Source organism: Microbacterium sp. S308A+ (assembly GCF_049800815.1).
In the GTDB taxonomy this organism is placed as follows: domain Bacteria; phylum Actinomycetota; class Actinomycetes; order Actinomycetales; family Microbacteriaceae; genus Microbacterium.
In genome coordinates this window covers 100,852-124,504 of record NZ_JBNAFT010000005.1, presented here as the reverse complement: position 1 = coordinate 124,504, position 23,653 = coordinate 100,852, and the positions used below count along the sequence as shown (strand labels likewise).

Annotated in this window: 18 protein-coding genes, 1 tRNA gene, 1 other RNA gene and 1 pseudogene; 8 read left to right on the top strand and 13 right to left on the bottom strand. The window is 71.2% G+C overall.

Features of this window, described 5'->3' with window-relative positions; all coding sequences use genetic code 11:
* Positions 1-358: pseudogene (locus ACP15J_RS13100) on the bottom strand (sensor histidine kinase); the annotation flags it as partial.
* Between the two features lie 95 nt (positions 359-453).
* Between ACP15J_RS13100 and ACP15J_RS13095 the strand changes: the two are divergent.
* Positions 454-927 carry a DUF2871 domain-containing protein gene (locus tag ACP15J_RS13095; protein WP_424937584.1) on the top strand — a complete coding sequence of 158 codons (474 nt, stop codon included), beginning with the start codon at positions 454-456 and terminating at the stop codon, positions 925-927.
* Here ACP15J_RS13095 and ACP15J_RS13090 read toward each other — a convergent pair.
* The 6 genes from ACP15J_RS13090 to ffs all read right to left on the bottom strand — a co-directional run bounded on the left by ACP15J_RS13090 (position 893) and on the right by ffs (position 8,501).
* A complete protein-coding gene (locus tag ACP15J_RS13090; protein ID WP_424937585.1) occupies positions 893-1,873 on the bottom strand; it encodes a DMT family transporter in 981 nt (326 codons plus the stop codon). The two genes, ACP15J_RS13095 and ACP15J_RS13090, sit on opposite strands and share 35 nt — an antisense overlap.
* Positions 1,870-2,463 (bottom strand): recombination mediator RecR, encoded by a 594-nt coding sequence (gene recR / locus ACP15J_RS13085; RefSeq protein ID WP_424980959.1) that lies wholly within the window; start codon positions 2,461-2,463, stop codon positions 1,870-1,872. The genes ACP15J_RS13090 and recR overlap by 4 nt, the downstream gene beginning before the upstream one ends.
* Positions 2,463-4,877, bottom strand: coding sequence for a DNA polymerase III subunit gamma and tau (locus ACP15J_RS13080; RefSeq protein WP_424937586.1), 2,415 nt, complete (start codon positions 4,875-4,877; stop codon positions 2,463-2,465). Before ACP15J_RS13080 ends, recR begins: the two co-directional genes overlap by 1 nt.
* Before the next feature lie 80 nt (positions 4,878-4,957).
* Positions 4,958-7,462: a glycoside hydrolase family 65 protein gene (locus ACP15J_RS13075; RefSeq protein ID WP_424937587.1), complete on the bottom strand. Its 2,505-nt coding sequence runs from the start codon at positions 7,460-7,462 to the stop codon at positions 4,958-4,960.
* Positions 7,463-7,514: 52 nt separating this feature from the next.
* Positions 7,515-8,249, bottom strand: a complete 735-nt coding sequence (locus ACP15J_RS13070) for an HAD family hydrolase (RefSeq protein ID WP_424937588.1) — start codon at positions 8,247-8,249, stop codon at positions 7,515-7,517.
* 155 nt (positions 8,250-8,404) lie between these two features.
* Positions 8,405-8,501, bottom strand: an RNA gene (gene ffs / locus ACP15J_RS13065) — signal recognition particle sRNA small type.
* Positions 8,502-8,684: 183 nt separating this feature from the next.
* On the opposite strand from ffs, the gene ACP15J_RS13060 reads away from it, so the two are divergent.
* From ACP15J_RS13060 to ACP15J_RS13050, 3 genes are read left to right on the top strand one after another with little or no spacing between them, the layout of a single operon-like run.
* Positions 8,685-9,668, top strand: a complete 984-nt coding sequence (locus ACP15J_RS13060; protein ID WP_424937589.1) for an AAA family ATPase — start codon at positions 8,685-8,687, stop codon at positions 9,666-9,668.
* Entirely contained in the window at positions 9,668-10,912 is a 1,245-nt protein-coding gene (locus ACP15J_RS13055) for a DUF58 domain-containing protein (protein ID WP_424937590.1), read from the top strand. Before ACP15J_RS13060 ends, ACP15J_RS13055 begins: the two co-directional genes overlap by 1 nt.
* A complete protein-coding gene (locus ACP15J_RS13050; RefSeq protein WP_424937591.1) occupies positions 10,899-13,196 on the top strand; it encodes a transglutaminaseTgpA domain-containing protein in 2,298 nt (765 codons plus the stop codon). Before ACP15J_RS13055 ends, ACP15J_RS13050 begins: the two co-directional genes overlap by 14 nt.
* Positions 13,197-13,288: 92 nt before the next feature.
* Here ACP15J_RS13050 and ACP15J_RS13045 read toward each other — a convergent pair whose 3' ends face one another.
* From ACP15J_RS13045 to ACP15J_RS13030, 4 genes are all read right to left on the bottom strand, one after another.
* On the bottom strand, positions 13,289-15,319 hold the full coding sequence (locus ACP15J_RS13045) for a discoidin domain-containing protein (RefSeq protein WP_424937592.1): 2,031 nt from the start codon (positions 15,317-15,319) through the stop codon (positions 13,289-13,291).
* A gap of 625 nt (positions 15,320-15,944) precedes the next feature.
* On the bottom strand, positions 15,945-16,832 hold the full coding sequence (locus tag ACP15J_RS13040; RefSeq protein WP_424937593.1) for a rhodanese-related sulfurtransferase: 888 nt from the start codon (positions 16,830-16,832) through the stop codon (positions 15,945-15,947).
* 55 nt (positions 16,833-16,887) lie between these two features.
* Positions 16,888-18,231, bottom strand: a complete 1,344-nt coding sequence (locus ACP15J_RS13035) for an LssY C-terminal domain-containing protein (protein WP_424937594.1) — start codon at positions 18,229-18,231, stop codon at positions 16,888-16,890.
* Positions 18,232-18,352: 121 nt separating this feature from the next.
* A complete protein-coding gene (locus ACP15J_RS13030; RefSeq protein ID WP_424937595.1) occupies positions 18,353-19,123 on the bottom strand; it encodes a tyrosine-protein phosphatase in 771 nt (256 codons plus the stop codon).
* Positions 19,124-19,351: 228 nt separating this feature from the next.
* Here ACP15J_RS13030 and ACP15J_RS13025 point away from each other — a divergent pair.
* The 3 genes from ACP15J_RS13025 to ACP15J_RS13015 all read left to right on the top strand — a co-directional run bounded on the left by ACP15J_RS13025 (position 19,352) and on the right by ACP15J_RS13015 (position 22,207).
* Positions 19,352-19,441: transfer RNA gene (locus tag ACP15J_RS13025), tRNA-Ser, on the top strand.
* 110 nt (positions 19,442-19,551) lie between these two features.
* A complete protein-coding gene (locus ACP15J_RS13020) occupies positions 19,552-20,499 on the top strand; it encodes a phosphatidylinositol-specific phospholipase C (protein WP_424937596.1) in 948 nt (315 codons plus the stop codon).
* Positions 20,500-20,572: 73 nt separating this feature from the next.
* Positions 20,573-22,207, top strand: coding sequence for a hypothetical protein (locus ACP15J_RS13015; protein WP_424937597.1), 1,635 nt, complete (start codon positions 20,573-20,575; stop codon positions 22,205-22,207).
* A gap of 69 nt (positions 22,208-22,276) precedes the next feature.
* On the opposite strand, the gene ACP15J_RS13010 is transcribed toward ACP15J_RS13015, so the two are convergent.
* The gene (locus ACP15J_RS13010) at positions 22,277-22,471 is read right to left on the bottom strand and encodes a hypothetical protein (RefSeq protein WP_424937598.1); all 195 of its coding nucleotides are present in this window, start codon (positions 22,469-22,471) and stop codon (positions 22,277-22,279) included.
* Positions 22,472-22,688: 217 nt separating this feature from the next.
* Between ACP15J_RS13010 and ACP15J_RS13005 the strand changes: the two genes are divergently transcribed.
* Positions 22,689-23,114: an HNH endonuclease gene (locus ACP15J_RS13005; RefSeq protein WP_424937599.1), complete on the top strand. Its 426-nt coding sequence runs from the start codon at positions 22,689-22,691 to the stop codon at positions 23,112-23,114.
* On the opposite strand, the gene ACP15J_RS13000 is transcribed toward ACP15J_RS13005, so the two are convergent.
* Positions 23,036-23,551 (bottom strand): N-acetyltransferase family protein, encoded by a 516-nt coding sequence (locus ACP15J_RS13000; protein WP_424937600.1) that lies wholly within the window; start codon positions 23,549-23,551, stop codon positions 23,036-23,038. The genes ACP15J_RS13005 and ACP15J_RS13000 overlap by 79 nt on opposite strands.
* Positions 23,552-23,653 lie beyond the last annotated feature (102 nt).

The following is a 23,653-nucleotide window of genomic DNA, read 5'->3' as shown; positions in this document are numbered from 1 at the left end:
CCGACCAGGGCAGGCGCACCACATGTCCGGCGAGCAGCAGCAGGGCGAACGCGAGCCAGACGAACTCCGGCGAGATCACGAGCAGGCCTGCCCAGAGCAGGGACAGCCCCACGAGCCACCAGCCGGCGGACCGGCCACGCGCGAAGGAGGCTCCGGCGCCGTACCAGGCGAGGAAGGCTCCCGCGGCGAGGAGGACGACGACGAGGTCGCCGCCCATAGAGGCCGCGCGCACCGCGGCGATGGCGGTCAGCACGACGGCGATGACGTGCAGCGCCGCTCGTGCGCCGCGCAGCATCCGCTGCCGGGAGAGACCCTCCTCCTCCGCGCCACGACGGACGGGAGCGTGCGTGTGGTCCATGCCCCGATTGTCCCCCGCGGGGACGAGGACGGCACCTCCGGAAGATCGACCTTTCGATCGATCTCGCCTCGGACCGGAAGGCGGAGGCTAGCCCCATGACCGATCTCATGCCCCGATCCTCCGCCCCGACATCCCAGCCCGCCGCACGGCCGGCGCTGCGGCTGCTCCTCGCCGCGGCCTCCGTCTACGTCGTCGTCGGCCTGGCCGCAGGGCTCTTCTATCGGGAGCTCACGAAGCTCAACGGCTACGAGGAGGGAATGCCGGGACAGCTCGGCCTCGCGCACACGCACCTCCTGGCCCTCGGCGCGCTCGTGAGCCTCATCGTCCTCGCCCTGGAGAAGTCCTTCCGGCTCTCGGCGAACCGACTCTTCCCCTGGTTCTTCTGGATCTACAACGCCGGCGTGGTGCTGACCGGGGCGATGCTCGTCTGGCATGGGACGCTGCAGGTCCTCGGTGCCGAGTCCTCGAAGATGGTCGCCGGGATCGCCGGCGCCGGGCACATGCTCGTCGGCGCCGGCTTCGTGCTCCTGCTGCTCAGCCTGCGGGCGTCGATCCGCCAGGAGGGCTGATCGGCTCGCCGAGCGGTTCGGCCGCCGGCTCCGCCTCCCGCGCCGGGGCGGGAGCACGGGCAGGTCGAAGCCGTCCGCCCGTGCCGGCGAACCAGCATCCGAGGATGATCAGCGGGAACCCGATGAGGAGGCCCGTCGTGAGCGGCTCGGAGAGGACGATCGCGCCGAGCACGATCGCGACCACCGGGTTGACGTAGGTGAACAGCGGGGCGCGCACCGGCCCCACCTCGCGGATGAGCGCGAAGAAGGCGAGGAACGCCACCGCGGTGCAGATCACGGCGAGCGCGAGGAGCGCGCCGATCGATCCGAGCGTGGGGACCTCGTGCGAGGTGAGCACGGCGATGGGGAGGTACAGGATCCCGATCATCAGGAGCGCCAGCATGATCGTGCCGAGCGACGGGACGGCGGCGAGCTTGCGGGCGATGATGAAAGGGGCGATCGCGTAGAGCACGGCGACCAGCAGCACCTCGCCCGCGGCCAGGAGGTTCACCTCTCCCCCGGCGAGCCCCGGCCCCACGACGACGATCGCGACACCGAGGAACCCGATCAGCAGGCCGATCACCCGCACGGGGCTGAGCACCGCCCTATCGCCTCCGGTCAACGCGATGAGCGCGGCGAACAGCGGCACCGTCGCGACGAGGAGCCCCGTGAGTCCCGAGGGAAGGGTCTGCTCCGCGTGTCCGAGCAGAAGGAACGGGCCACCCATCTCGACGAGCCCGAACGCGAGCACCCACGGCCAGAGCCGGAACGCCTGGCGGAGCGCCCCGCTGCGGATCGCGAACGGCAGCAGGAGGAGCGCGGCGATGAGCGTGCGGCCCGCCACGATCGCCGGCGGAGAGAAGGACTCGACAGCGACGCTGATGAACAGGTAAGGGACTCCCCAGAGGAGCGCCATCGCGCCGAAGAGCAGCCATCCACGTCGGCTGAACCCGCCTGCGGCGGTCATAGGACGCGCCGACCCTCGAAGGCGCGTCCGAGCGTCACCTCGTCCGCGTACTCCAGGTCGCCGCCCACGGGAAGCCCCGAGGCGAGACGCGACACCGTGATCTGCATGCTGGTGAGGAGGCGGCTGAGGTAGCTCGCCGTCGCCTCGCCCTCCAGGTTGGGGTTGGTGGCGAGGATGACCTCCTGCACTGTGCCGTCGGCCAGGCGCGACAGGAGCTGGGCGATGCGGAGGTCGTCCGGCCCGATGCCGGCGATCGGGCTGATCGCCCCGCCCAGCACGTGGTAGAGACCGCGGAACTCACGGGTGCGTTCGATCGCGGCGACGTCCTTGGCGTCCTCGACCACGCAGATCAGCGCGGGGTTGCGCCGCGGGTCGCGGCAGATCGCGCATCGTTCCTGCTCGGCGACGTTCCCGCACACCTCGCAGAAGCGGACCCGCTCCCGGATCTCGGTGAGCAGCTCCGCGAGTCGGGCGACGTCGAACGACGGCGTCTGCAGGATGTGGAAGGCGATGCGCTGCGCCGACTTCGGCCCGATGCCGGGCAGACGGCCGAACTCGTCGATCAGCTCCTGGACGATTCCGTCGTACATCAGGAGAACCTCGTGGGCGGCTCATAGGGCTCCTCACGCACGAACGTGGCGCCGAGCACCTGGCGGACGACAGCCTCGCCGTAGCGTTGGACACCTCCGGGGGCGCCCTGCCCGCCGGCACGGCTCTGCCCCCCGGCGGGCAGGAGCTCGGGACGGGCCGAGGGCTCGGGAACGGCGGAGGGTCCGGGAACGGGCGTAGACGGGGTGTCGGACACCGGGCGCGCCCCCGTGTCGGGCGACGGCGAAGAAGCGGCCGAAGGCGACGGCGCCGCGGACGCGCCCTGCACGCTCGCCGCGGCCGCGACGGGCGCGATCGGCGGCTCGGCGATCGGGGGCTCGGCCTCGGGCGGCTCGTCGTCGGGGTAGGGCGGCTCGTCATCGAGGACGTCGCCGTCGTGCACGGGCTCGTACCAACCGCCCGCGGGCATGGCCTCGGCGTCGGCCGGCTCCTCGTCGACGGGGAGCTGCGCAGGAGGAGGCGTTGCGGCAAGGGCGACCGGCGCCGGGGAGGTCGGGTCCTGCGCCGCATCGCCACGAGGGATCGGCGCGACCGCCCAGTCCGTCACGGGGGCGGCGTTCGCCGACGCCGCGCGCGGACCGGCAGGCGAGACACCAGCGGAGGCCGGATGTTCTGCGGGATCCGCCGGACGGGGAGGCGCGGCCGCGCTCTCGAACCTGTCCGAGGCTCCGGACGCGGAAGGAGCGGCCGTCCCGTCCTCTGCTAAGGATCGCGCCCCGCCAGGAGGGAGCGGCGCGGGGAGATACTTGACCCGCACCCCGAGCTCCTGCTCGATCGCGTCGCGAAGGTGATCGGAAGGTCCGGCTCCCGGTGTCTTGCCCTTGAACGAGGAGACGTCGTGGGGGCTCGCGAAGCCGAGCCGCAGCACCTCGCCCTCCTGGTCGTACCCGAGCGGCTGCACCGCGGTGACGACGAGCCAGGACGAACGGCTGATCGCGGCGAGCCGGGACAGGACGTCCGGCCAGGCCGCACGGATCCGGTCGAAGGACACGGGCGCCCCTGGCGCCGCCGGTGCGATGGACGGAGAAGGGCCGCTCTCGCCCGTGGTCCCCGCGGACGACGATACCGGAGCGTCCTGCCCGGGAAGGGGGGCCTCGCTCTCCAACGACGCGGCGGGGAGCGCGGTCGCGGGGGCCTTCGGCGCCCTGGCGGGCGGAACCGCCTGTTCCGGTGCCAGCGAGGCGGTCGCCGCCTGAGGCGGCACCGCCGCTGCCGTGGCAGGCGCGGCAGGGGCCGCCGTCTGCCGTGCCGTCGGCGCGGCGGGAGTGCCGGGCACCGCAGCCGTCGCGGCGAGGACACGGGCCATGAGGAGCTCGAGATGCAGACGCGGCGATGTCGCCCCCGTCATGTCGTCCAGCGCGGTGCTCACCAGATCGGCAGTGCGCGAGAGTCGCTCGGAGCCGAAAGCCGACGCCTGCTCCCGCATGCGTGCGAGCTCGTCGTCCGGGACCCCGCGCAGCACGGCGGCGGCGTCGTCGCCCACGGCGGCGATGACGATGAGGTCACGCAGGCGCTCGAGGAGATCGTCGACGAAGCGCCGCGGGTCCTGCCCTGTCTGCACGACCCGATCGACGGCGGGGAACGCCGACGAGGCGTCGCCCGCGGCGAGGGCGTCGACGATCTCGTCGAGCAGGGCGGCGTGCGTGTATCCGAGCAGGGCGACGGCGCGCTCGTAGCTCACCGTGACTCCGCCGTCGGGAGCCGCATCGGACCCGGCGATCAGCTGGTCGAGCAGTGAGAGGGTGTCCCGCGGCGACCCGCCGCCGGCCCTGACCACCAGCGGGAGGACGCCTTGCTCCACCGCCACGCCCTCCTCGCCACACAGCTTCTCGACGTACTCGAGCATGGCCGCGGGGGGGACGAGCCGGAACGGATAGTGATGAGTGCGCGAGCGGATGGTGCCGAGCACCTTCTCGGGCTCGGTGGTCGCGAAGATGAACTTCACATGCGCCGGCGGCTCTTCCACGAGCTTGAGCAGCGCGTTGAACCCCTGCGGCGTGACCATGTGGGCCTCGTCGAGGATGAAGATCTTGTACCGATCGCGGCTCGGCGCGAACGTCGCCCGCTCACGAAGGTCACGCGCGTCGTCGACGCCGTTGTGGCTGGCGGCGTCGATCTCGACGACGTCGAGCGATCCTCCGCCGGCACGCGACAGCTCGACGCAGCTGGGGCAGACACCGCAGGGGGTGTCTGTGGGCCCTTCGGCGCAGTTGAGGCAGCGGGCGAGGATGCGGGCGGACGTGGTCTTGCCGCAGCCGCGCGGACCGGAGAACAGGTAGGCGTGACCCACGCGATCGCCGCGCAGCGCGGTCATGAGCGGGTCGGTGACCTGCGACTGCCCGATCATCTCCGCGAAGGTCTCGGGCCGATAGCGGCGATAGAGGGCTGTGGTCACCCGTCCAGCCTAGAGCGTGCCCTCGACATCGGCTCCCTCCGATCCTGACGTCTGGCGGGAGGGAGCCGAGCCACGGCGGTCTACTCCCCCGCCGTGCCCACGATCGGGATCGCCGAGGTCACCGGCACCGAGGCCGAGAGGAGCGATCCGTCCTCCCGTCGCACCCGGGAGCCGAACTCCGGGCGCCCGGTGATCACCGGCCCCTGATGGGGCAGCGGGACGATCGCGGGGTCGTCCACCGAGGCCGTGTGGGCGCTGCCGCGCACGGTGAAGTCGACAGGGTCGCCCTCGTGCACGGCGACCCGCAGCTCCTCGCGGGTGAGGGTCACCTGCAGCAGAGACCCCTGCCAGCGCAGCGGATAGGACAGCTCGGGCCAGTCGGCGGGGAGCCGGGGGTCGAAGCTCAGCTCGCCGTTGTAGTCCCGCATGCCGCCGAAGCCGCTGACCAGCGCCGTCCACACGCCGCCGGCCGAGGCGACGTGCACCCCGTCCGAGGCGTTGTGATGCAGATCGGCGAGATCGACGTAGATCGACTGCTCGAAGTACTCCCGTGCCAGATCCTGATACCCCACCTCGGCGGCGAGGATCGACTGCACCACGGCGGACAGCGTCGAGTCACCGGTGGTCAGCGGGTCGTAGTACTCGAAGTCGGCCAGCTTCTCGGCCTCGGTGAAGTGATTGCCCTGCAGGAACAGCGCGAGCACGACGTCTGCCTGCTTGAGCACCTGGAACCGGTAGATCACGAGCGGGTGGAAGTGCAGCAGCAGCGGGCGCTGCGACGACGGCGTGTTCGGCAGGTCCCACACCTCACGCTCCAGGAACAGCGAGTCCTGGGGGTGGATCCCCAGCGCAGGGCTGAAGGGGATGAACATCGCCTCGGCGGCGCGTTCCCAGTTCTCCACCTCGCCCCGTTCCAGCCGCAGGCGATCGACCATCGCCGCGTACTCCTCCGGCGCCTCCTCGGCCATCTCCGAGACCACCCGGGCGGCGAAGCGGAGGTTGTATCGGGCCATCACGTTCGTGAAGAGGTTGTCGTTGACGACGGTGGTGTACTCGTCCGGTCCTGTGACGCCGTGGATGTGGAACGTCTCCACGTCTCCCCCGGTGCGCCAGAACCCCAGCGTCGCCCACATCCGCGCGGTCTCGACGGCGACGTCCACGCCCTCCCGGTACAGGAACTCGTCGTCGCCCGTCGCCCTGATGTACTTCCCGAGCGCGAAGCTGACGTCGGCGTTGATGTGGTACTGCGCCGTGCCCGCCGCGTAGTAGGCGGACGCCTCTTCCCCGTTGATCGTGCGCCAGGGGAACAGCGCCCCGTCCTCGCTGAGCATCTTCGCCCGGCGGCGGGCGGCGGGGAGCATGTGGACGCGGGCGCGGAGGGCGTTGCGCGCCCACTGCGGAGAGGTGTAGGTGAGAAAGGGGAGCACGTAGATCTCGGTGTCCCAGAAGTAGTGCCCGCTGTACCCCGACCCGGAGACGCCCTTCGCGGAGACGCCGGCGCCGTCGGCGCGGGCCGCGGCCTGCGCAAGCTGGAAGAGACACCAGCGCGTGGCCTGCTGCAGGTCGTCGTGCCCGCCGATGCGGATGTCCGAGCGCTCCCAGAATGCCTCCAGCCAGGCGACCTGCTTGGCGAACTGCGCCTCGACGCCCTCGACCGCGACCCGGTCGAGGGTGCGCCGGCAGCGGTCGACGAGCTCGCGCGGGGGAACCCCGCGAGAGGTGTGATAGCTCACGAGCTTGGTCACCCGGATGGGCACCCCGGCCTTGGCCTGCACCCGGAAGACGTTCTTGGCGATGTCGGGCTCCACCAGACGCCGAGCGGTGTAGTCGTTCTCCGTCTCGATAAGGTGGTCGGCCACGACGGCGAGGGTCATCCCCGAATCGGTGACACGGTAGGAGAGCGCCGAGCGCCTGTCGTCCTGCCAGTACTCGGCCGGCTGGAGGACCCGTTCAGCGATCCGCTCGGCCTTGCGCGGGTCGAACCCGCCCTTCCCGCCCGCCTTGCTGGCGGCCGCTCCGTTCATCGACGGCATCCCGCCGAACACGTCCTCCCCGTCCTGGCGGTTGAGGATCTGGCACGAGATCGTCACAGGGGCGTCGGCGTTCTCCACCGTGACCTCGAGCCGCATCACTGCGAGATGGCGCTCGTCGAAGGACACCAGGCGCTCGTCGCGCATTCGCACGCGTTTGCCGGACGGGCTCACCCAGAGCAGCTCTCGCTCCAGGACGCCGGTGCGGAAGTCGAGGGCACGGCGGTACTCGCGCACGTCCGCCTCGTCGAAGCTCAGCGGCTCGTCGTCGACGTAGACGCGCATGACCTTGGCGTCGGGCGCGTTGACGATCGTCTGCCCCACCTCGGCGAAGCCGTACGCCTGCTCCGCGTGACGGATGCGCCAGGTCTCGTGGAACCCGTTGATGAAGGTCCCGTGCTCCAGGGCCTCACGCCCCTCGATGTGGTTGCCGCGCAGACCGAGGTAGCCGTTCCCCACGGCGAAGAGCGTCTCCGCGACCCCCTGCTGGTCGGCAGGGAACCGGGTCTCGACGAGGCGCCAGGGGTCGACGGGGAAAAGGTCGCGGTCGATCATGCTGTTTCTCTCTTGGGCGGGTCGGTGACGGAGGTCGGGTGTGCGAAGGGCGTCAGAGAAGCCGGGCGAGGTCGTCGACGACGAGCATCGCGCCATGCGCGCGCAGCGCATCGGCGCCAGCCCCTCGATCGACGCCGATCACGAGGCCGTAGCCCGCGGCCGCGACGGAGGCGACGCCGGAGGTGGCGTCCTCGACGCCGACTGCTGCCGCGGGGACGACGCCGAGGCGCTCGGCGCCGACGCGGAACACGTCGGGGGCGGGCTTGGAGGCCAGTCCCTCGCGCTCGGCGACCACGCCATCGACGACGACGGAGAAGAAGTCACGGATGCCGGCGGTAGCAAGCACCTCCTCCGCGTTCTTGGAACTGGAGACGACGGCCAGGGGCACCCCGGCGGAACGCAGCTCCCGGAGGAGCGCGAGCGATCCCGGGTACGGGGCGATGCCGTCCTGGCGCAACGCCGTCTCGAAAGCGGCGTTCTTGCGATTGCCGATGCCGCACACCGTCTCTGCCGAGGGCGGGTCGTCGACCTGCCCCCACGGGATCTCGACGTTGCGGCTGTGCAACAGGCTGGCCACGCCGTCGTAGCGCTTCTTGCCGTCCACGAAGGCGTAGTAGTCCTCGTCGGTGTACGCCGGTGCGATGCCCCACTCCGCGAACACCGCGTCGAACACGGCCTGCCAGGCGCGCATGTGCACCTCGGCGGTGGGGGTGAGCACACCGTCGAGATCGAACAGGACGCCTGCGGCCACCCGCAGATCGGGCGCGGCGAAGGAGGTGTCGGACACGGCGGGACCTCTCGGAGACGGGGATCGTGCGGACCGGCACGTCTCCGTGCCTGCGCAACAGCGTACTGCCGCGGACCGCTCTCCGACAGAGGGGAGACGAGGCGAGCCGCGATCGGGTGATGTTCCCGTGACGCCGGTGGGATCGCCGCCGGAGACGAGAAGACCCTCCGCGCACCCGGCAGAGCCCGGTTACCCTTGCTGCGTTTCCGCCCTGGGGGAGTTGGCCTGGATGTCGTCACGCGGAGGGCCGTGGTCCAGTCTACAGGCTCGGCCGAACGCGCCAGGCCCCGGCCGTCGCCGCGCGGGTGAGGTTTCGGGCACCGCCGATTCACGGAGCCTGCCCCGCCGGAACCGCGCTCGCCGCACCGGGTTAGGATCGCAGCAGCGCGCCGGTGCCTGCCCCGCACCGCGCACGGCAGCCCCCGGAAGGATCCCATGGACGCCCGCCCGCAGAACGCCGACATGACCGCCGATCGGTTCGCCGACCTCACCGCCCGGATCCTCCGCTCGATCACCGGGGTGATCGACGGAAAGGACGACGCGGTGCGCAGCGCGCTGATCTGCCTGCTCGCCGAGGGCCATCTCCTGATCGAGGACGTGCCGGGCGTCGGCAAGACGATGCTCGCGCGCGCCCTCGCAGCGAGCGTGGACGCGACCGTCCGCCGCATCCAGTTCACCCCCGATCTGCTCCCAGGGGACGTCACGGGCGTGAGCGTGTACGACCCTGTCGAGCGGGAGTTCGAGTTCAAACAGGGCGCGGTGTTCGCGCACATCGTCATCGCCGACGAGATCAACCGTTCCTCGCCCAAGACGCAGTCGGCGCTGCTGGAGGCGATGGAGGAGCGGCAGGTCACGGTCGACGGCCTCACGCACGGCCTCCCTGACCCCTTCCTCGTGGTCGCCACGCAGAACCCTCTCGAGATGGAGGGCACCTACGCGCTCCCGGAGGCGCAGCGGGACCGTTTCATGATGCGCATCTCGATGGGCTATCCGGATGCGGCCGCCGAGACGCTGATGCTCCGGCAGCGGGACACGGTCAACCCGCTCGACGCGATCCGTCCCGTCCTCGCCGCGACGGACGTCCGCGCCCTCGTCGCCTGGGCGAGGACGGTGCACGTCGCGCCCTCCATCGAGGAGTACGCGGTCGCCCTGGCCCAGGCGACGCGCTCCGATCCGAACCTCCATCTCGGGGCGAGTCCCCGTGCGACGCTGCAGCTCGTGCGCGCCGCCAAGGTGGTCGCGGCGCTGGACGGCCGGGAGTTCGTGATCCCGGACGATCTGTCCCGCCTCCTTCCCGCGGTGCTCGCCCACCGGCTCATCCCCGCCCGCGGGGCACATCGGGCGGGGGTGCGGCCGATCGAGGCCGCGCTCGGGCGCATCGTCGAGCGCACCCCGGTCCCGGTCGGCGCGGGGCGCTGATGCGTCGCGGCCCCGTCACCGCCCGCGGCGTCGCGGCGGTCGTGGCGGGCCTGGTGTGCATGACGGCGGCGAACGTCCTCGCCGCCCCGCTCCTGCTCTACCTCGGGGTGCTGCTGATCGTGCTCGTCCTCGTCGCCGCGATCGTCGTGCACGCTCCCCATCGGGACGGGACCGTGACCAGGACCGTCGCCGCCGACCTGCTGTCCGTCAGGGAGTCCTCGACGGTCCTGCTCCGCATCGACCTGCGCTCTCCCTTCCCTCCGCCCGTCGGCACCTGGACCGATGCCCTCCCTGCCGCGGTGGAAGGACCCGCGAGCGGGGAGTTCCCGCCCGCCGGGGCACGCTCGGGACGGCTCTCCGAGGGGATCCCGCTGACGCTGACATACGAGATCGAGGGGCTGCGCCGTGGCCTGTGGGCCCTGGGCCCGCTCACCGTGACCACCACGGACCCGTTCGGGCTGATCCGGCGCCGCCAGGAGTTCGGGGACGCCCGCCCGATCACCGTCGTCCCGGAGGTGGTCACGATCCCCGCCCTGCGCGATCGGGCAGGTCTCGCCGGCGGCACCGCACAGACCTCTTCGCAACGGCTCGGTCAGGGCGCGGACAACCTCACCCCGCGTCGCTACGTCTCCGGCGACGCCATGCGCCGCATCCACTGGCGTGCGACGGCGCATCGCGGCGACCTCATGGTGCGACAGGAGGAGCAGGAGTCCAGCCCCGACGCGCTCGTCGTGCTCGACCGCGCGGGCGCCCGCTGGCCCGGTTCGCGGGCGGGGACGGCGACCGCGGACCCGTCCTTCGAGCGCGCCGTCTCGGCGGCGGCGTCGATCGCGCTGCACCTCGCCGATCACGGCTACGCCGTCGACGTCGTCGACGCCACCGGCGCGATGATCGGCCGCCTGCGCGGTGCCGACGACGACCGGGACGGCCTGCTCGTCGCCCTCGCCGCGGTCGCCCCCCGGCGCGGCGAGCACGATGACGGCCTGCCCGCGACGCACGGGGCGCACGTGCTCGGACCGCTGATCGTCCTGACCGGATCGCTCTCCACCGCCGATGCCGCCGTCCTCTCCCCTGGCGGCGCCGCCACACCCGTGCTCCTCGCGACGGACCCGGCGCCAGGGGCGATCGACGCCCTCGCCGCCAACGGGTGGCTCGGCGGCGCCCTGGACGAGGACGTCGCCGGCTCCTGGGCGGACGCGGTCCCCACCCCCCGCGGAGAGGGAGCCAGCGGTGTCCGGCGTTGACGGGGAGCCGCAGGGACCACGCGGCACGGGTCCTGTCGGCATCGCGGTGCTCACCGGGCTCAGCGTGCTCGTGGCGATGTGGCCTCTGTCTGGCGTCATCCTCCCCGGCCGATGGAGCATCGACATCGTGGCGGTCTCCGTCGGCGTGCTCACGACCGGCCTCCTCGTCCGTCTCCTCCTCCGCCGCCGAGGCCCCGTGCTCAGGATCATGGCAGTGCTGTGCGTGCAGGCGGCCGCGGGCGTGGCGGTCCTGACCTTCTTGGAGTTCCGCCCTCAGTCGCTTCTCGGTCTCCTCCCTTCGCCTGAGGCCTTCTCCGCCGTCCCCTCCCTCTTCGCCACCGCCGGGCAGGAGATGTACTTCGGGACGGCGCCCCTGGACCCCTCCCGGGCGCTGGCGGTGGTGCTGGCGATCGGCGCCGGGGCGCTCACGATCTCCCTCGACCTCATGATCGGCGTCGGACGGCTTCCTCTCGTCGCGCTCCTCCTCGTCGCGCTCGTCGGCATCATCCCCTCGACCGCGGTCCCCGGCCCCGGTGTCGACGTGGTCTGGTTCGTCGCTCTGGCCCTCCTGCTCCTGGTCCTGCTCCGCGTGCGCGTGGAGGACCCAGGCGCCGTCCCGCCTGCTCCCGCCGACCATGTCGGGAGCGCCTCGCCCTCGCGCGCCCGTCCTGCGGCGACTCTCGCGATCGGCGCCGCCGCGATCGCCGTCGCGGTCGCCGTCACGCCGCTTCTCCCCGTCTCGAGCACCGGCATCGTGCTGGGCGGCACGAGCACCGCCCTGACGCCCAGCCTTCGCCTCGGCGAGGACCTGCGGCGGCCCCGGCCGGCACCCGCGCTCACGCTCCTCACCGACGGCTCGTCCGCGCCCTATCTGCGCATCGCGACGCTCTCGGCCTTCGACGGGAGCGTCTGGCAGCCGGACGAAGAGGAGACCGCGCCGCTCGCCGACGGGTTCGCCCCGGTGACGGCGTCGGCCGGCATCGCCATCGTCCCGAGTCGCACCACGATCCGGACGACGGGGGTCAGCGGCGGCTGGCTTCCCGTCCCCTATCAGGCCACCTCGGTACGCGGGCTCGACGGGTCCTGGGAGACGATGGGCGGCAACCGGACGGTCGTCGCACGCGGCGCGGACGCCGCCGACCAGAACTACACCGTCGAGGCGGCGAGCGTGCTGCCCACCCAGGACCAGATCGTCGCGTCGACGGCGACCGACGTGCCGGGGATGGATGCCTACCGTGCCCTTCCGGAACAGATGCCTCCGACCATCGCGCAGACGGCGGCGGAGATCGCGGGGACGGGACGCTCCGACTACGAACGGCTGCTCTCCTTGCAGACCTGGTTCCGCAGCGCCTTCACCTATTCGCTGGACACCCCGGTCGAAGAGGGCTTCGACGGCACAGGGGCCGATGCCGTCGCCCGGTTCCTCGACCGCAGAGCGGGCTACTGCGTGCACTTCGCCGGCGCCTTCGCCCTGATGGCACGATCACTCGGCATGCCGACGCGGATCGTCGTCGGCTATCTTCCCGGCACCGCGACCGACGAGCGTCAGCAGGGCCGCCCCGTCTACCTCGTGATGAGCGATCAGCTGCACTCCTGGCCGGAGGTGTACTTCGAAGGCCTGGGGTGGATCCCCTTCGAGCCGACGGCGACGCTCGGGTCCCCGACCCGCTTCGCGGCCGCGGCCGCGGGCGTCGGAGAGGCCTCGCCCTCCGCGTCGCCGGACGCGCCGACCGCGGCGGCGACGACCGCGCCCCGTGCCTCCGCGCCGAGCGACCGGACGGAGCGAGACCCGGGGGCGAGCGGCACGGCTCCGCAGCGCACGCTCGATCTGCCTCCGGTGCTCGGCGCGATGGCGGGCATCGTCGCCGTCCTCCTTCTGCCGGCGGCGACTCGTGCCGTCCTCCGCGCGCTCCGGCGCGGCCGGGTCCGCCGGGGGGACACGCTCGCCGCCTGGGCCGAGGTGCGGGACACCCTCCGCGACCTCGGGCTTCCCGCCTCCGCCGCCGAGTCGCCACGCGCCAGGGGCGACCGCCTCGTCCACGGACGCGGTGTCGACCCTGTCGCCGTCCGCGTTCTCATACGCGCGGTCGAGCGCGCCAGCTACGCACGACCCGACGGCACGGCTCCGAGCGGGGCGGCTCCGGAAGGCACGGCCCTGGACAGCGCCGTGCGGCGGATCCGCGCAGACCTCCTCCGCGGCGCGAGCGGCCGGGATCGCGTGCGTGCGGCGCTGGTCCCCCGCTCGTTGTTCGGCGGCCGGCTGGCTCCGGCCTCGACCGCCTGAGCGCGCAGAGGGGCACCGCACCCGTCACGGCCTCGCTGCCCCTCTGCGCCTCGGCGGCGGGGGCTCCGCAGGCCGCCCGCCGAGGGACCGGGTCACAGCACGGCGATCGGTCGCATGGCGAAGATCGAGTATCCGTAGGGCTCGCTCCGGCTCACGCCGTGGAACCGCAGACGAGTCGCCGTCGTGGGCGTGAACCGGATGTCCGCCACGCCCTTGCTCGCGTACCCGCCCTTCGCCGCACGGAAGGCCGTCGTCCATGTCCGGCCGTCCACGGATGTCTCGAGGAGGAACTCGGAGCTCCCGTTGTTCTCGAAGGAGATCATCGCCCCGGACACCGTGCGGGGCTGCGGGAAGACCACGTCGAGCCATTGGCGGTCGGTCCAGTCGCTCGCCCACCGGGTGTTCCTCCCCTCCGTCAGCACGTTCGCCGGGACATGTCCCCCCTGATGCCCGTTCGCGTAGGCCGTACAGGTCGCGAGGTCCACGAAGGTCTCGACCGTCGACCCCGCGTAGGTGAAGGTCGAGAACGATCGCGCCTGGAGGGTAATCGCCGCCTCCCTGTCTCCGTCCCGCACGGTGACCGGGACATCGTGGTCGTTGCGGTTGGCGAACAGCAGCGACGCCGTGCCGACCGCCCCCGCGATCCCCGTGACGTCGACGTTGGGCGTCGTGAGGTAGGCGGTTCCCGAGGTGGCGATGCTCCTCGTGCCGGGCTGGACGACCCGGCTGACCTCTCTGAGCACGTGGTAGGAGGGGTTGTACATGACGACCGGCGTTCCCGGGACGGAGAAGTCGACCGCCACCGGAGCGTGGCAGTTGTTGTTGACGTGGTGCGGCCCGCCGGCGGAGTCGAGGACCATGTTCCAGTCGATCCAGGTCTCCGTGCCGTTCTCGATGTCGTTGATGATGTCGTAGGCGTAGCGCTCGGCGGGGGTCCAGCTCCGCAGCCACGGACCGTTCTCCTGACCGCCCTCGGTCCCGTAGAGATGGATGTCGGGGAACTCCGCCTTGATCTCGCGGAGAGAGGCGAAGTCCTCGGACCACATCGGCGAGCCGGAGATGAGGTGCCACAGATCGCCGGCGTACCAGTGGAAGGCGATCCCGTCGATGTACGCCCGCGCCTGCGGGTCTGACAGGACAGCACGGTTGAAGCCGAGGAAGCCGTCGTGGTGGAGCGCGTCGTTGCCCTTGTCCCAGTCCCAGATCACGAGCCGGGTCTCCGGGGCCCGGCTCCTGATCCGCGGGCCGAGATGCTGCGAGATGAAGGCAGCCATGTTCCCCGTCGACCACCAGCAGCACTCCCACGGCGGGATGTTCTGCGCCTCGTTCTGCGTCGACAGCGCGTACACGGGAAGCCCCTCGGCACGGTACGCCTCGACGTACCTCGTCAGATACTCCGCGTAGAGCCCGTAGTGCTCGTCCTTGAGCGCACGCCCGCCCCGGGCGTAGCGCGTGACCGATTCCCCGCCCGCTCGGCCGGGCGCCTGCATCATCCAGGCCGGCGGCGCCCAGGGCGCGGCGAAGAGCTTGAGGTCGGGATTGATCGCCTTCGCCGCCTTGATCGCGGGGATCAGCAGCTCCCGGTCCTTGGCGATGCTGAAGCTCTCGAGAGTGGTGTCCTCCTTGTCCGCGTAGCTGTAATCGGACAGGGAGAAGTCGCAGGAGCCGACCGAGCTGCGCAGCACCGAGTACCGCGCCCCGTCCCGGGAGAAGTACGCGTTGTAGACCTCCTGCCGCTGCGCCGGAGACAGCCTGCTCAGCACGGACGCCGACGCCTCGGTCATCGCCCCTCCGATGCCCAGCATCGTCTGACGCCGCTGCCCGGAGAGCACCCGTACCAGGTTCGGAGACGGCGCCGAGGGCGTGGTGCTCGACGACCAGGTGATCTCGCTCTGCGACGAGATCGGCGCCGCACGGGACACCTGGGCACGCCACCCCACTCCCCGGCTCGCGTCTGCCGCCCCGCTCGCGTCCGCCGCGTCAGCGCCCTCCGCCCGACCCGCATCGGCACCCGCCCAGCGCGAGGCCACATCGCCCGTGGCGCCCGCCTCGGGCGCCGAGGCACCGGCGCCGATGGCCAGCGTCGTCATCACGCCTCCGACGAGCAGCGCGCGCCGGCTCACCGCAGCATCACCGGCATGTCCCGGATCCCGCTCCTCGGAGCTCCCTTGCGCGTCCGCAGTCCGACGTCCGACATTCTTCGATCTCTTCATTCCTTGCTTCCTTCTGACGTCACCGCTGTCGCCCGCCGGGAGCCGCGGACACCTGGTCGCCCACGAGGTCTTCGAGACGCGGGACGGTGCGAGAGCGCGCCGGGCCACGCCCCTCCGACGATCCGTCGCGCCACCAACGTCCGAAGACCCGCCCTCACGGGAGGCCTCGCATCGAGGCCTCAGAGTCGCCGGACGACGATCCGTGCGGCAGAGACCTCAGTCCCCTGCGATGACACGGATCATGGCCGGGCGGTCACGCTCTGAGAGGGCCGGTGGCTCTTCGATATCGGCAGCGCCTTGCGCTCTACGGACCTCCACGACGAGACGGACGGAACAGCGATGTTCTACGCCCCTACAACATCGATAACGGCCCCGGATGCCACGCGGACGAGGCTCTGGCCTCCACGTCCGCGCCCTTTGGCGCCCGAGACCTCCATCCCATCATCGTTTCCGTGATCGACGGGGACCGGACAGCGCGTGTCGTACCCTCCGGCCGTGAGAGCAGGGTGCTCCGCAGACAGGCCGCGCCGGCGCCTCAGGCGTGCGCGACGCAGGGAACCGCGCCGCAGCTCGTACAGACGACGGCCTGACGACGACAGGAGAGCTCCGGACAGTTCGCGGTCCGGCTGGTCGCCGCACCGCAGCCCGCGCAGGAGCCGAGCACCGCGGCGTGATCGCTGAAGTCGATCGAGCCTCGCCCGTCGAAGACGTAGAGAGACCCTTCCCAGAGTCCTTCGTCCCCGAACGTCTCCCCGTACCGCACGATCCCGCCGTCGAGCTGATAGACCTCGCCGAAACCCCGCGCGCGCATGAGGCTGGAGAGCACCTCGCAGCGGATCCCGCCGGTGCAGTAGGTGACGACAGGGCGATCCTTGAGGTCGTCGTAGACGCCGGAGTCGAGGAGCCCGACGAAGTCTCGCGTCGTGGTCGCATCCGGCACCACGGCACCACGGAACCGGCCGATCTCCGCCTCGAGCGCGTTGCGCCCGTCGAAGAACACCACCTCCTCGCCCCGTTCGGCGACCAGGTCATGGAGCGCCTCCGGCGTCAGCCGCGCCCCGCCGCCGATCACGCCGCGCTCGTCCACCCTGAGCTCACCGGGCGCGCCGAAGGAGACGATCTCCTCCCGCACCTTCACGCTGAGTCGGGGGAAGTCCGTGCTGTACCCCGCATCGTCGACGGCGGTGCCCTCACTCCACTTCACGTCCGCGTCACGGAACGGACCGTAGGAGCGGAACGAGCGCAGCCATCTCTTCACCGCGGGCAGGTCGCCGCCGAGGGTGCCATTGATCCCGTGCGGCGAGAGCAGGATCCGCCCCCGCAGATGCAGGGCCTCGCACAGGTCGCGCTGCCAGAGCCGGATCGCCTCGGGGTCCGGCAGCGGCGCGAAGGCGTAGAACAGCACGATCTTCGGGGTGGCCACCCGGAGAGTCTAGGACGAGAGCCTGGGCCGCGGTTCCCGTCCGCGACACGCCTCCTCAGGACGAAGCCGGCCGTCCCTTCGACGCGCGCCGACGCCGTGCCCAGGCTCCTGCGGCGTCGCTCGACAGCGCGAGCAGAGCCAGGCAGCTCATCGAGGCGGTCAGCAGCGTCCCATTGAAACGCAGCGCTTCCTGGCCGTCGACGTAGCTCACCGCGGTGCTGATCACGTTGACGGTGATCAGCACCATCAGGATCGCGCGCGAGCGCCGCCCCCGCCGGAGCACGAGCCAGCCCATGACCGCCTGGGCGAAGGTCAGCGCGACGCCGAAGCCCAGGGCGACGAAGCCGACGACACGGTCGACCTCGCTCTCCGCGGCGATCGCCTCCGTGATCTCGGGATCGAAGACGAACTTCAAGAGGTCGATGGCCGCGCCGAGCAACACGACGGCGACCGCGAAGATCACCTCCAGCGGCGCCCGGTGCACGATGTCGTCCGACTCGGCGGAGGCCCCGACGGGAGCCGCCGCGTCACGGGCGTCCTGCTCGTCGACGGCGACCTTGCCCACGTCCAGGATCGGCAGATCCCCGTCGGTGATGAACCGGTCGCCTCCGCCGTTACGGGCGTGATAGCCGGTCGTGAAGTCGCGGAGCACGCGCACCTCGACCGCGTCGTCCGCCTTCTTCGCACTTTCGACGACGTAGTCCCGCTCGATGTCGGTGTTCTCGTCGATGCGGTGGGTGAGCTGGAGGGTGAACAGCGACAGGCCGACGTCGGTGTCGTAGGTCCCCGCGCCGAGCCAGCCGACCTTCGCCCCGCCCGGCAGCATCCATCCCGGCGGGCAGTGCCAGAACCGCACGTGGTGGCGCTGCTTCGGATTGCCCGCGACCTCCTGCTGGTAGGCGACGTCATGTCGCCTACCGAAGAGCATGAGCGGCGAGACCGGCGCGGTCGGATAGCTCCGCCGCGTGATCGTCGAGACGATGATCCTCCAGGTCGAGGCGGCCGTGATCTCGTCGGCGCGATGCCATCCGCCTCTGGTCATGACGGCGTCGAGCTGGACCGCCGAGCCGTCCACCGCGAGGTTGACCGGGTCGCCGAGCAGCCCCTCGGCCGTGCGGGTGCGCCCGAAGAAGTAGTCCGGCACGTAGAGGTCGGAGAGCATCCGGTGCAGCCGTGGCAGGACGAGGTAGGCGGTGATCGCCCAGACCGGGATGAACAGCAGCACCGACCAGGGATAGCGGAACCCCTGCAGGCCGATGATCGTGCACAGCCAGACGGCCGAGGCAGTGCCGACGAGGAAGGCGACCCGGTCGAAGACGGTGGATGCGGGGAGCGGCTGCTGCATCCGCATGGCCCACCGCCGGCGCGACGGATGCTGTTCCAGCGACGGATCCTTCATCTGCTCCTCCTGGCTCTATCCTCGCACCCGTCGCCTCGCCGTTCGCTTCCCTGTCCTCGCCGTCACGGCGGGAGAGACGCGGCAGGAGGGCGGCTGCCGGAGTGCGAGATGGGACCGCGGATCAGGCCGTGAGGCGGGAGCGCAGGTCGTCCAGCTCGGCGTCCGAGAGCCCGCCCTCCGACAGGTACGCCGCCGATCCGCCGTTCCCGTCGATCCAGGCGAGCGCCGTCTCCATCGCCGCCGGGGGCGTGGCGGTGATGAGGTCGGTCACGGCCGGGATGATCGGCACGCCCCAGCCGCTCACCCGGGCCAGCATGCGGTCGGCCCATTCCCCCGCCAGATTGGCCTCGCTCGCGGCGTAGTCGGCGACGATCGCCGTGCGCTCGGCCCCGACCGCGTCCAGCAGGAGCGCCGTCGCGATGCCCGTGCGGTCCTTGCCGGCGGTGCAGTGCACCAGCACGCCGCCGCGCGCAGGGTCAGAAGGCCGCGCCACGAGCCGCGCGACCTCCGCGAACGCCGCCGCGCCGTGCTGGAGCATCCCGACATAGAGGTCGGGGAGGGTGGGGATCCGGGCCATGAGCTCCCGCAGGACCTCGGGCGTCATGTCCTCCGGCCGGGGCGCGGACATCGCCCCCTCGAGGACGGAGAGCTCGACGGTGCGGATCGCGGCGCCGGACGGCAGCCGGTCGGCCGCGTCGGCGCGCTCGACGTCGGTGCGGAAGTCCACGACCGCGCCGATCGGCCCCTCGGCGATGACGCGCAGCCCGTCATCGGTCACCGTCGCCAGCGCGTCGGAGCGGAAGAGCACGTCGGCACGGGTGGATCCGCCGTCGCGAAGCGGCATCCCTCCGGTGTCGCGCGAGTTGTGGGTCCCTGCGATCAGCACGGTCATGCGTCCTCCTCGGGGCGGTCGTCCTCATGCGCACGTCGTACGGCGACCGCGCGACGTTCGGCTTTCGTCCTGACATGATCCGGACGTGAGATCCGGGCGGTATGGCATCCGCACGGACACCCGAAGCCTATCGAGGACGACGTCGTGGTGTTCGGATGCCCACTCCCCCCGATGGACGTGAGCGGCCCGGGGGTCGGGTAGGATGGTCTGCGGCCCTCCGGGGCTCCTGGAGGATTCGCCTAGTGGCCTATGGCGCACGCTTGGAAAGCGTGTTGGGGATGAAACCCCTCGGGGGTTCGAATCCCCCATCCTCCGCCAGCAGCCTCCCTAGCCACCACTGGGGAGGCTTCTTCTTTGCCAGGACGCCCCACCCCCGCATCCAGGAAGTTCCCCGAATCTCTACTGATACACCTAGTATGTTCAGTCGGATGAGCCACCTCCCCCTCACCCGACGAGGATTCCTCTACGGCGCATCCGCGCTGATCGCCCTCGGCGCTCCCCTGGCCGCAGACGGCACGCAGGCTGCGGCGGCCACGCTCCCGCACCCTCGTCTCGCCGCAGACGCCGTCCCCCTGGACGGATGGATGTCGTTCCTGCCGGACACGGCTTCGCTGACATCCCTCTCCATCCCCGGGACGCACGACAGCCTGGCGCGGTACGGGGGCGCCATGGTCGCGTGCCAGCAGTACGGGGTCGCGGAGCAGCTTGAGCGCGGTGTCCGGTTCCTCGACGTGCGCTGCCGCGCGATCGACGGGGTCTTCACGATCCATCACGGCTTCGTCTACCAGGAGATCAACTTCGGGAAGGTCCTCCAGCACTGCAGGGACTTCCTCCGTCAACACCCGCGCGAGACCATCCTGATGCGCCTCCAGCAGGAGTACTCGTCGGCGTCGGCGGATGAGTTCAAGAGAATCTTCGACGCCGAGTACCTGTCGGCCGCGTCGGACATCCTTCGCATCGCCCAGACGGTGCCCACGCTCGGACAAGCGCGGGGAAAGGTGATCCTCCTCTCCGGCATGCCCTACGTGGGCGGCATCTGGTTCAACAGCGACAACCCCGACCTGGTCCTCGAGGACGAGTACTCGATCCCCACGCTCTTCCACCGAGGGCGCAAGTGGGACACCATCGTCGCCGCGCTCGAGAAGGCGCGAGAGGCTCCTCACGACAGGAGACTCCACATCAGCTTCACGAGCGGTTGGGGAATCGGGTGCTGCCCCTTCCTGGCGGCGGGGTACATGAACCCCGCTCTCGTCGAATGGCTCCGCACGCAGCCCGGCTCGACTCCCCGCCGCCTGGGCGTCATCCCGATCGACTGGATCGGCTGCTACGAGAAGGACCTGGTCTCCCTCATCGTGCAGCAGAACTTCGCCCCCTGATCGCGCGCTCCGACGACGAGACCGCCCCGGTGCTACTGTGCGGCCCAGCGACGGACAAGCCGAAAGGACCGCAATGGATGACCTCTGGCGCACGATCGAGGTCGCCGGCGCCCTCCCCGAGGAGTTCCTGAGAAGCGACGACGCCGCGGAGGCGCGCGAGATCGTCCGGGCGAGGCTGCGCCTCCTCTCCCTCGGCGCCGCGCCCGGGGCGCGGACGACGACCGCGCTCTCGCAGGCATCCCTCGCCGCAGTCAGCACGCGACTGGACGAGCGGTTGGCGCTCTATGAGCAGCGGGCTTCGGAGCTCCTGGCGGAGGTGAACCCGAGGACGGCGAGCAATCTCAGCTACTTCATCGCCGCGGGTTCCCGGCTGCGAGGACGACCGACGCCGGCCGAGGCCCCGCTACGACGCTGGATCTGGGTGGTCGGCGCGGGCGGCGGCGGCCGGCGCCCACCGGGGACCGGACTCGCAGCGTTCCTCCAAGCCGCCCTCGACTGGCGCAACCTGGCCATGGTGCGGCACATCGTCAGCCCGCTCGGGTTCGGCGGCGTCGAGACGATGACCGCGATGGAGCACGAGCAGCTGATCGGCTCACGAGTGCGATTCGGATGGAGCGCCGCGGAGGTCGCCCGATCCGTCGCCGCCCTGCGGCCCTCGCTGATCGACCCCGAGACCCTGGAGCGACTCCTCGAGTACTGCCGCGCGATGGCGGAGTCACCCGCCTGGTCTCACGGCCAGCCGGCGCCCGTGGCGAGCAGCGCCCGTGCGCTCGCCGCGGAGATGGCGGTCCGTCCGGGCCAGTATGCAGGGAGCACGTTCGGCGAGCTGAACGGCTCGCGACAGGCTCTCCTGCGTCCGTTCGTGATCGTCGACGAGGGGGTGTTCCCCGCCAGTCTCGACGCCGCCACCACGAGGATCCATCTGCCCGTCATCGGCTACGTGCGAAGGTCGATGCGTCCGAACGAGTCAGCTGCTCTCCTGGAACAGGTCTGCGAGAGCCTCCTCGCCCGGTGCCCCGGCCTGAAGACGATCGAAGGCCACAAGACCCTCACCGTCTCCGAGAGCAACGAAGGGGAGATCGACGTCGCTGCCGTGGATCGGGACAGGAGCCGATTCCTCGACGTGGAGGTCAAGGCCCATCTCGAAGGGGACATCGTGCCGACGACGCCCAGGCTCTTCGAACGAGGCGTGCGGAGCGTCATCGACCAGCTGGCCCTCCGTCGCGAGGCGTTCGAGGCCGGTCGGCGCCCCTCTGCGAACGGCGCTCCCGTCCCGCTCTCCGCCACCGCGCGCTTCACCGCGCTGGCGGTGCTGCTGCACGATTACTCCGGGACGATCTGGCGGCATCAGGAGGCCGGGGCACCGCTCGGCGCCAGCCTCATGACCATCGCCGATCTCGCCCTCGTGACCGCCGTCGTCCACGACGACAGGGAGCTCTTCCAGTACCTCGACATCCGAGATCGGGTCTTCGCGCGAGGCGGCGGCTTCGCCTGCGACGAGGTCGACCTCGTCGCGCTCTTCCTGGAGCACGGCCACGACGATCTCCGTGTCCAGCTCGACGCCCTCCCGCCTCGCGGCACGTTCCTCATCCCTCCGCGAGACGCGCCATCGCACCTGGTCACCGAGATGCGCACTCCTTCCCGAACGGCCGTCCGGAGGACGATCGCCGGCCTTCCTCGCGTCACCCCGCCGCTGCACGGGCTCTGATCGCTCACGAGCACGATGAACGCCCCCGCCGCGGGTCGCGGCGGGGGCGTTCATCGTGGACGAGACAACTCAGTCTCGCAGCTCGTCCTTCGCGTCGTTGCGCGCCTTCACAGCGTCGCGCTCCGCCTCGGCCTTCTTGACCTTCGCCTCGGCGGTCTTCTCGTCGACCTTGTCCTTGACCTTGTCGACGGTGTCCTCCACTGCACGACCGGCCTGCTTCGCAGCCTCGCCGATCGTCTCCTTGGCATCGTCGAAGACTCCCATGGGTCCGACCTCCTCCTGTTTCGTGGATGTCCGGCCAGGCTAGGAAACCGACCTGAGAGAATCCGAAAAGCGACACTCTCAGGCGACGCCCACCCCGGCAAAGGCAGCCCCCGCCAGACAGGCAGCTCTGCTCCCGGCATACCCCTGCACGCTGGCACGACGCTCCCTCCTGGCGCGGCGGCGCTCTCCGCCGCCCCGAGCGGGATACGGTCTCCTCATGGCCGTCCGTCAGACCCGTCGAGCCCGCGCGAGTCGTCGCCGCGCGCGACGGGTAGCAGCCTCGGGCAGCGACCTCAGCGAGGCGCAGTGGCGCCGCATCCTCGATGCGTGGGCGTGCTGCGCCTATTGCGGAGCCGACGGCGCCGCCCTGCAGAAGGACTGCGTGCTGCCCATCTCGCGCGGCGGACGCTACACGCTGGAGAACGTCGTCCCCGCCTGCCGATCCTGCAACGCCAGCAAGAGCAACGACGAGGTCACCTCCTGGATGAGGCGTCGACGCCTCGACGAGCCGCGGTTCCTGCTCCGATGGGCGAGGATCCTCCAGGCCATGCGGGAGCTCCCCGATCAGGCCTCGCCGACGCGGATCCCGAGGATCGCCGTCCCCTCCGGCGAGGGCAACGGGGAGAACCCGAGCCGGTCGTAGAACGCAGCGGCGCCGGTGTTCGCGGGGCTCATCCCGAGGTGCAGACGACGGACGCCGCGCCTCTCGAGCTCGGAGAACAGACTCCGCACGAGCTGACGCCCGAGCCCCTGCCCCTGCGTCTCGGGGAGGAGGTCGATGTGCAGGTGCGCCGGATACTCGACCGCGTTCGGCTCCTTGCCCGGGCCTCGTCCGTCTGCATAGTCGAGCAGCTTGTCCTGGCGGGTGGGCTCAGCGGCGGCGGACCGGGCATAGCCCCCCGCGCGCGGCGGCCACCACTCGTCGCGGAACCAGGTCTCGAACGCCTCGGTGTCGTCGGTGGCGACGATGTAGCCGATCGTGCGCCCGTCGTCCGACTCGACGACCCAGCTGAGCCCCGGGTCGCGCTCCACGTACGGGACGGCGAAGAGATCGCCCCAAAGCCGATCGTCGGCGAGCATCCCCGTCGCGTCTCCTCCGGAGTCGGCCGTTCTCAGGCACACCTCATACAACGCTTCGCGATCAGCGGGACGGTACGGACGGATATGCGGCACGGCGAGCTC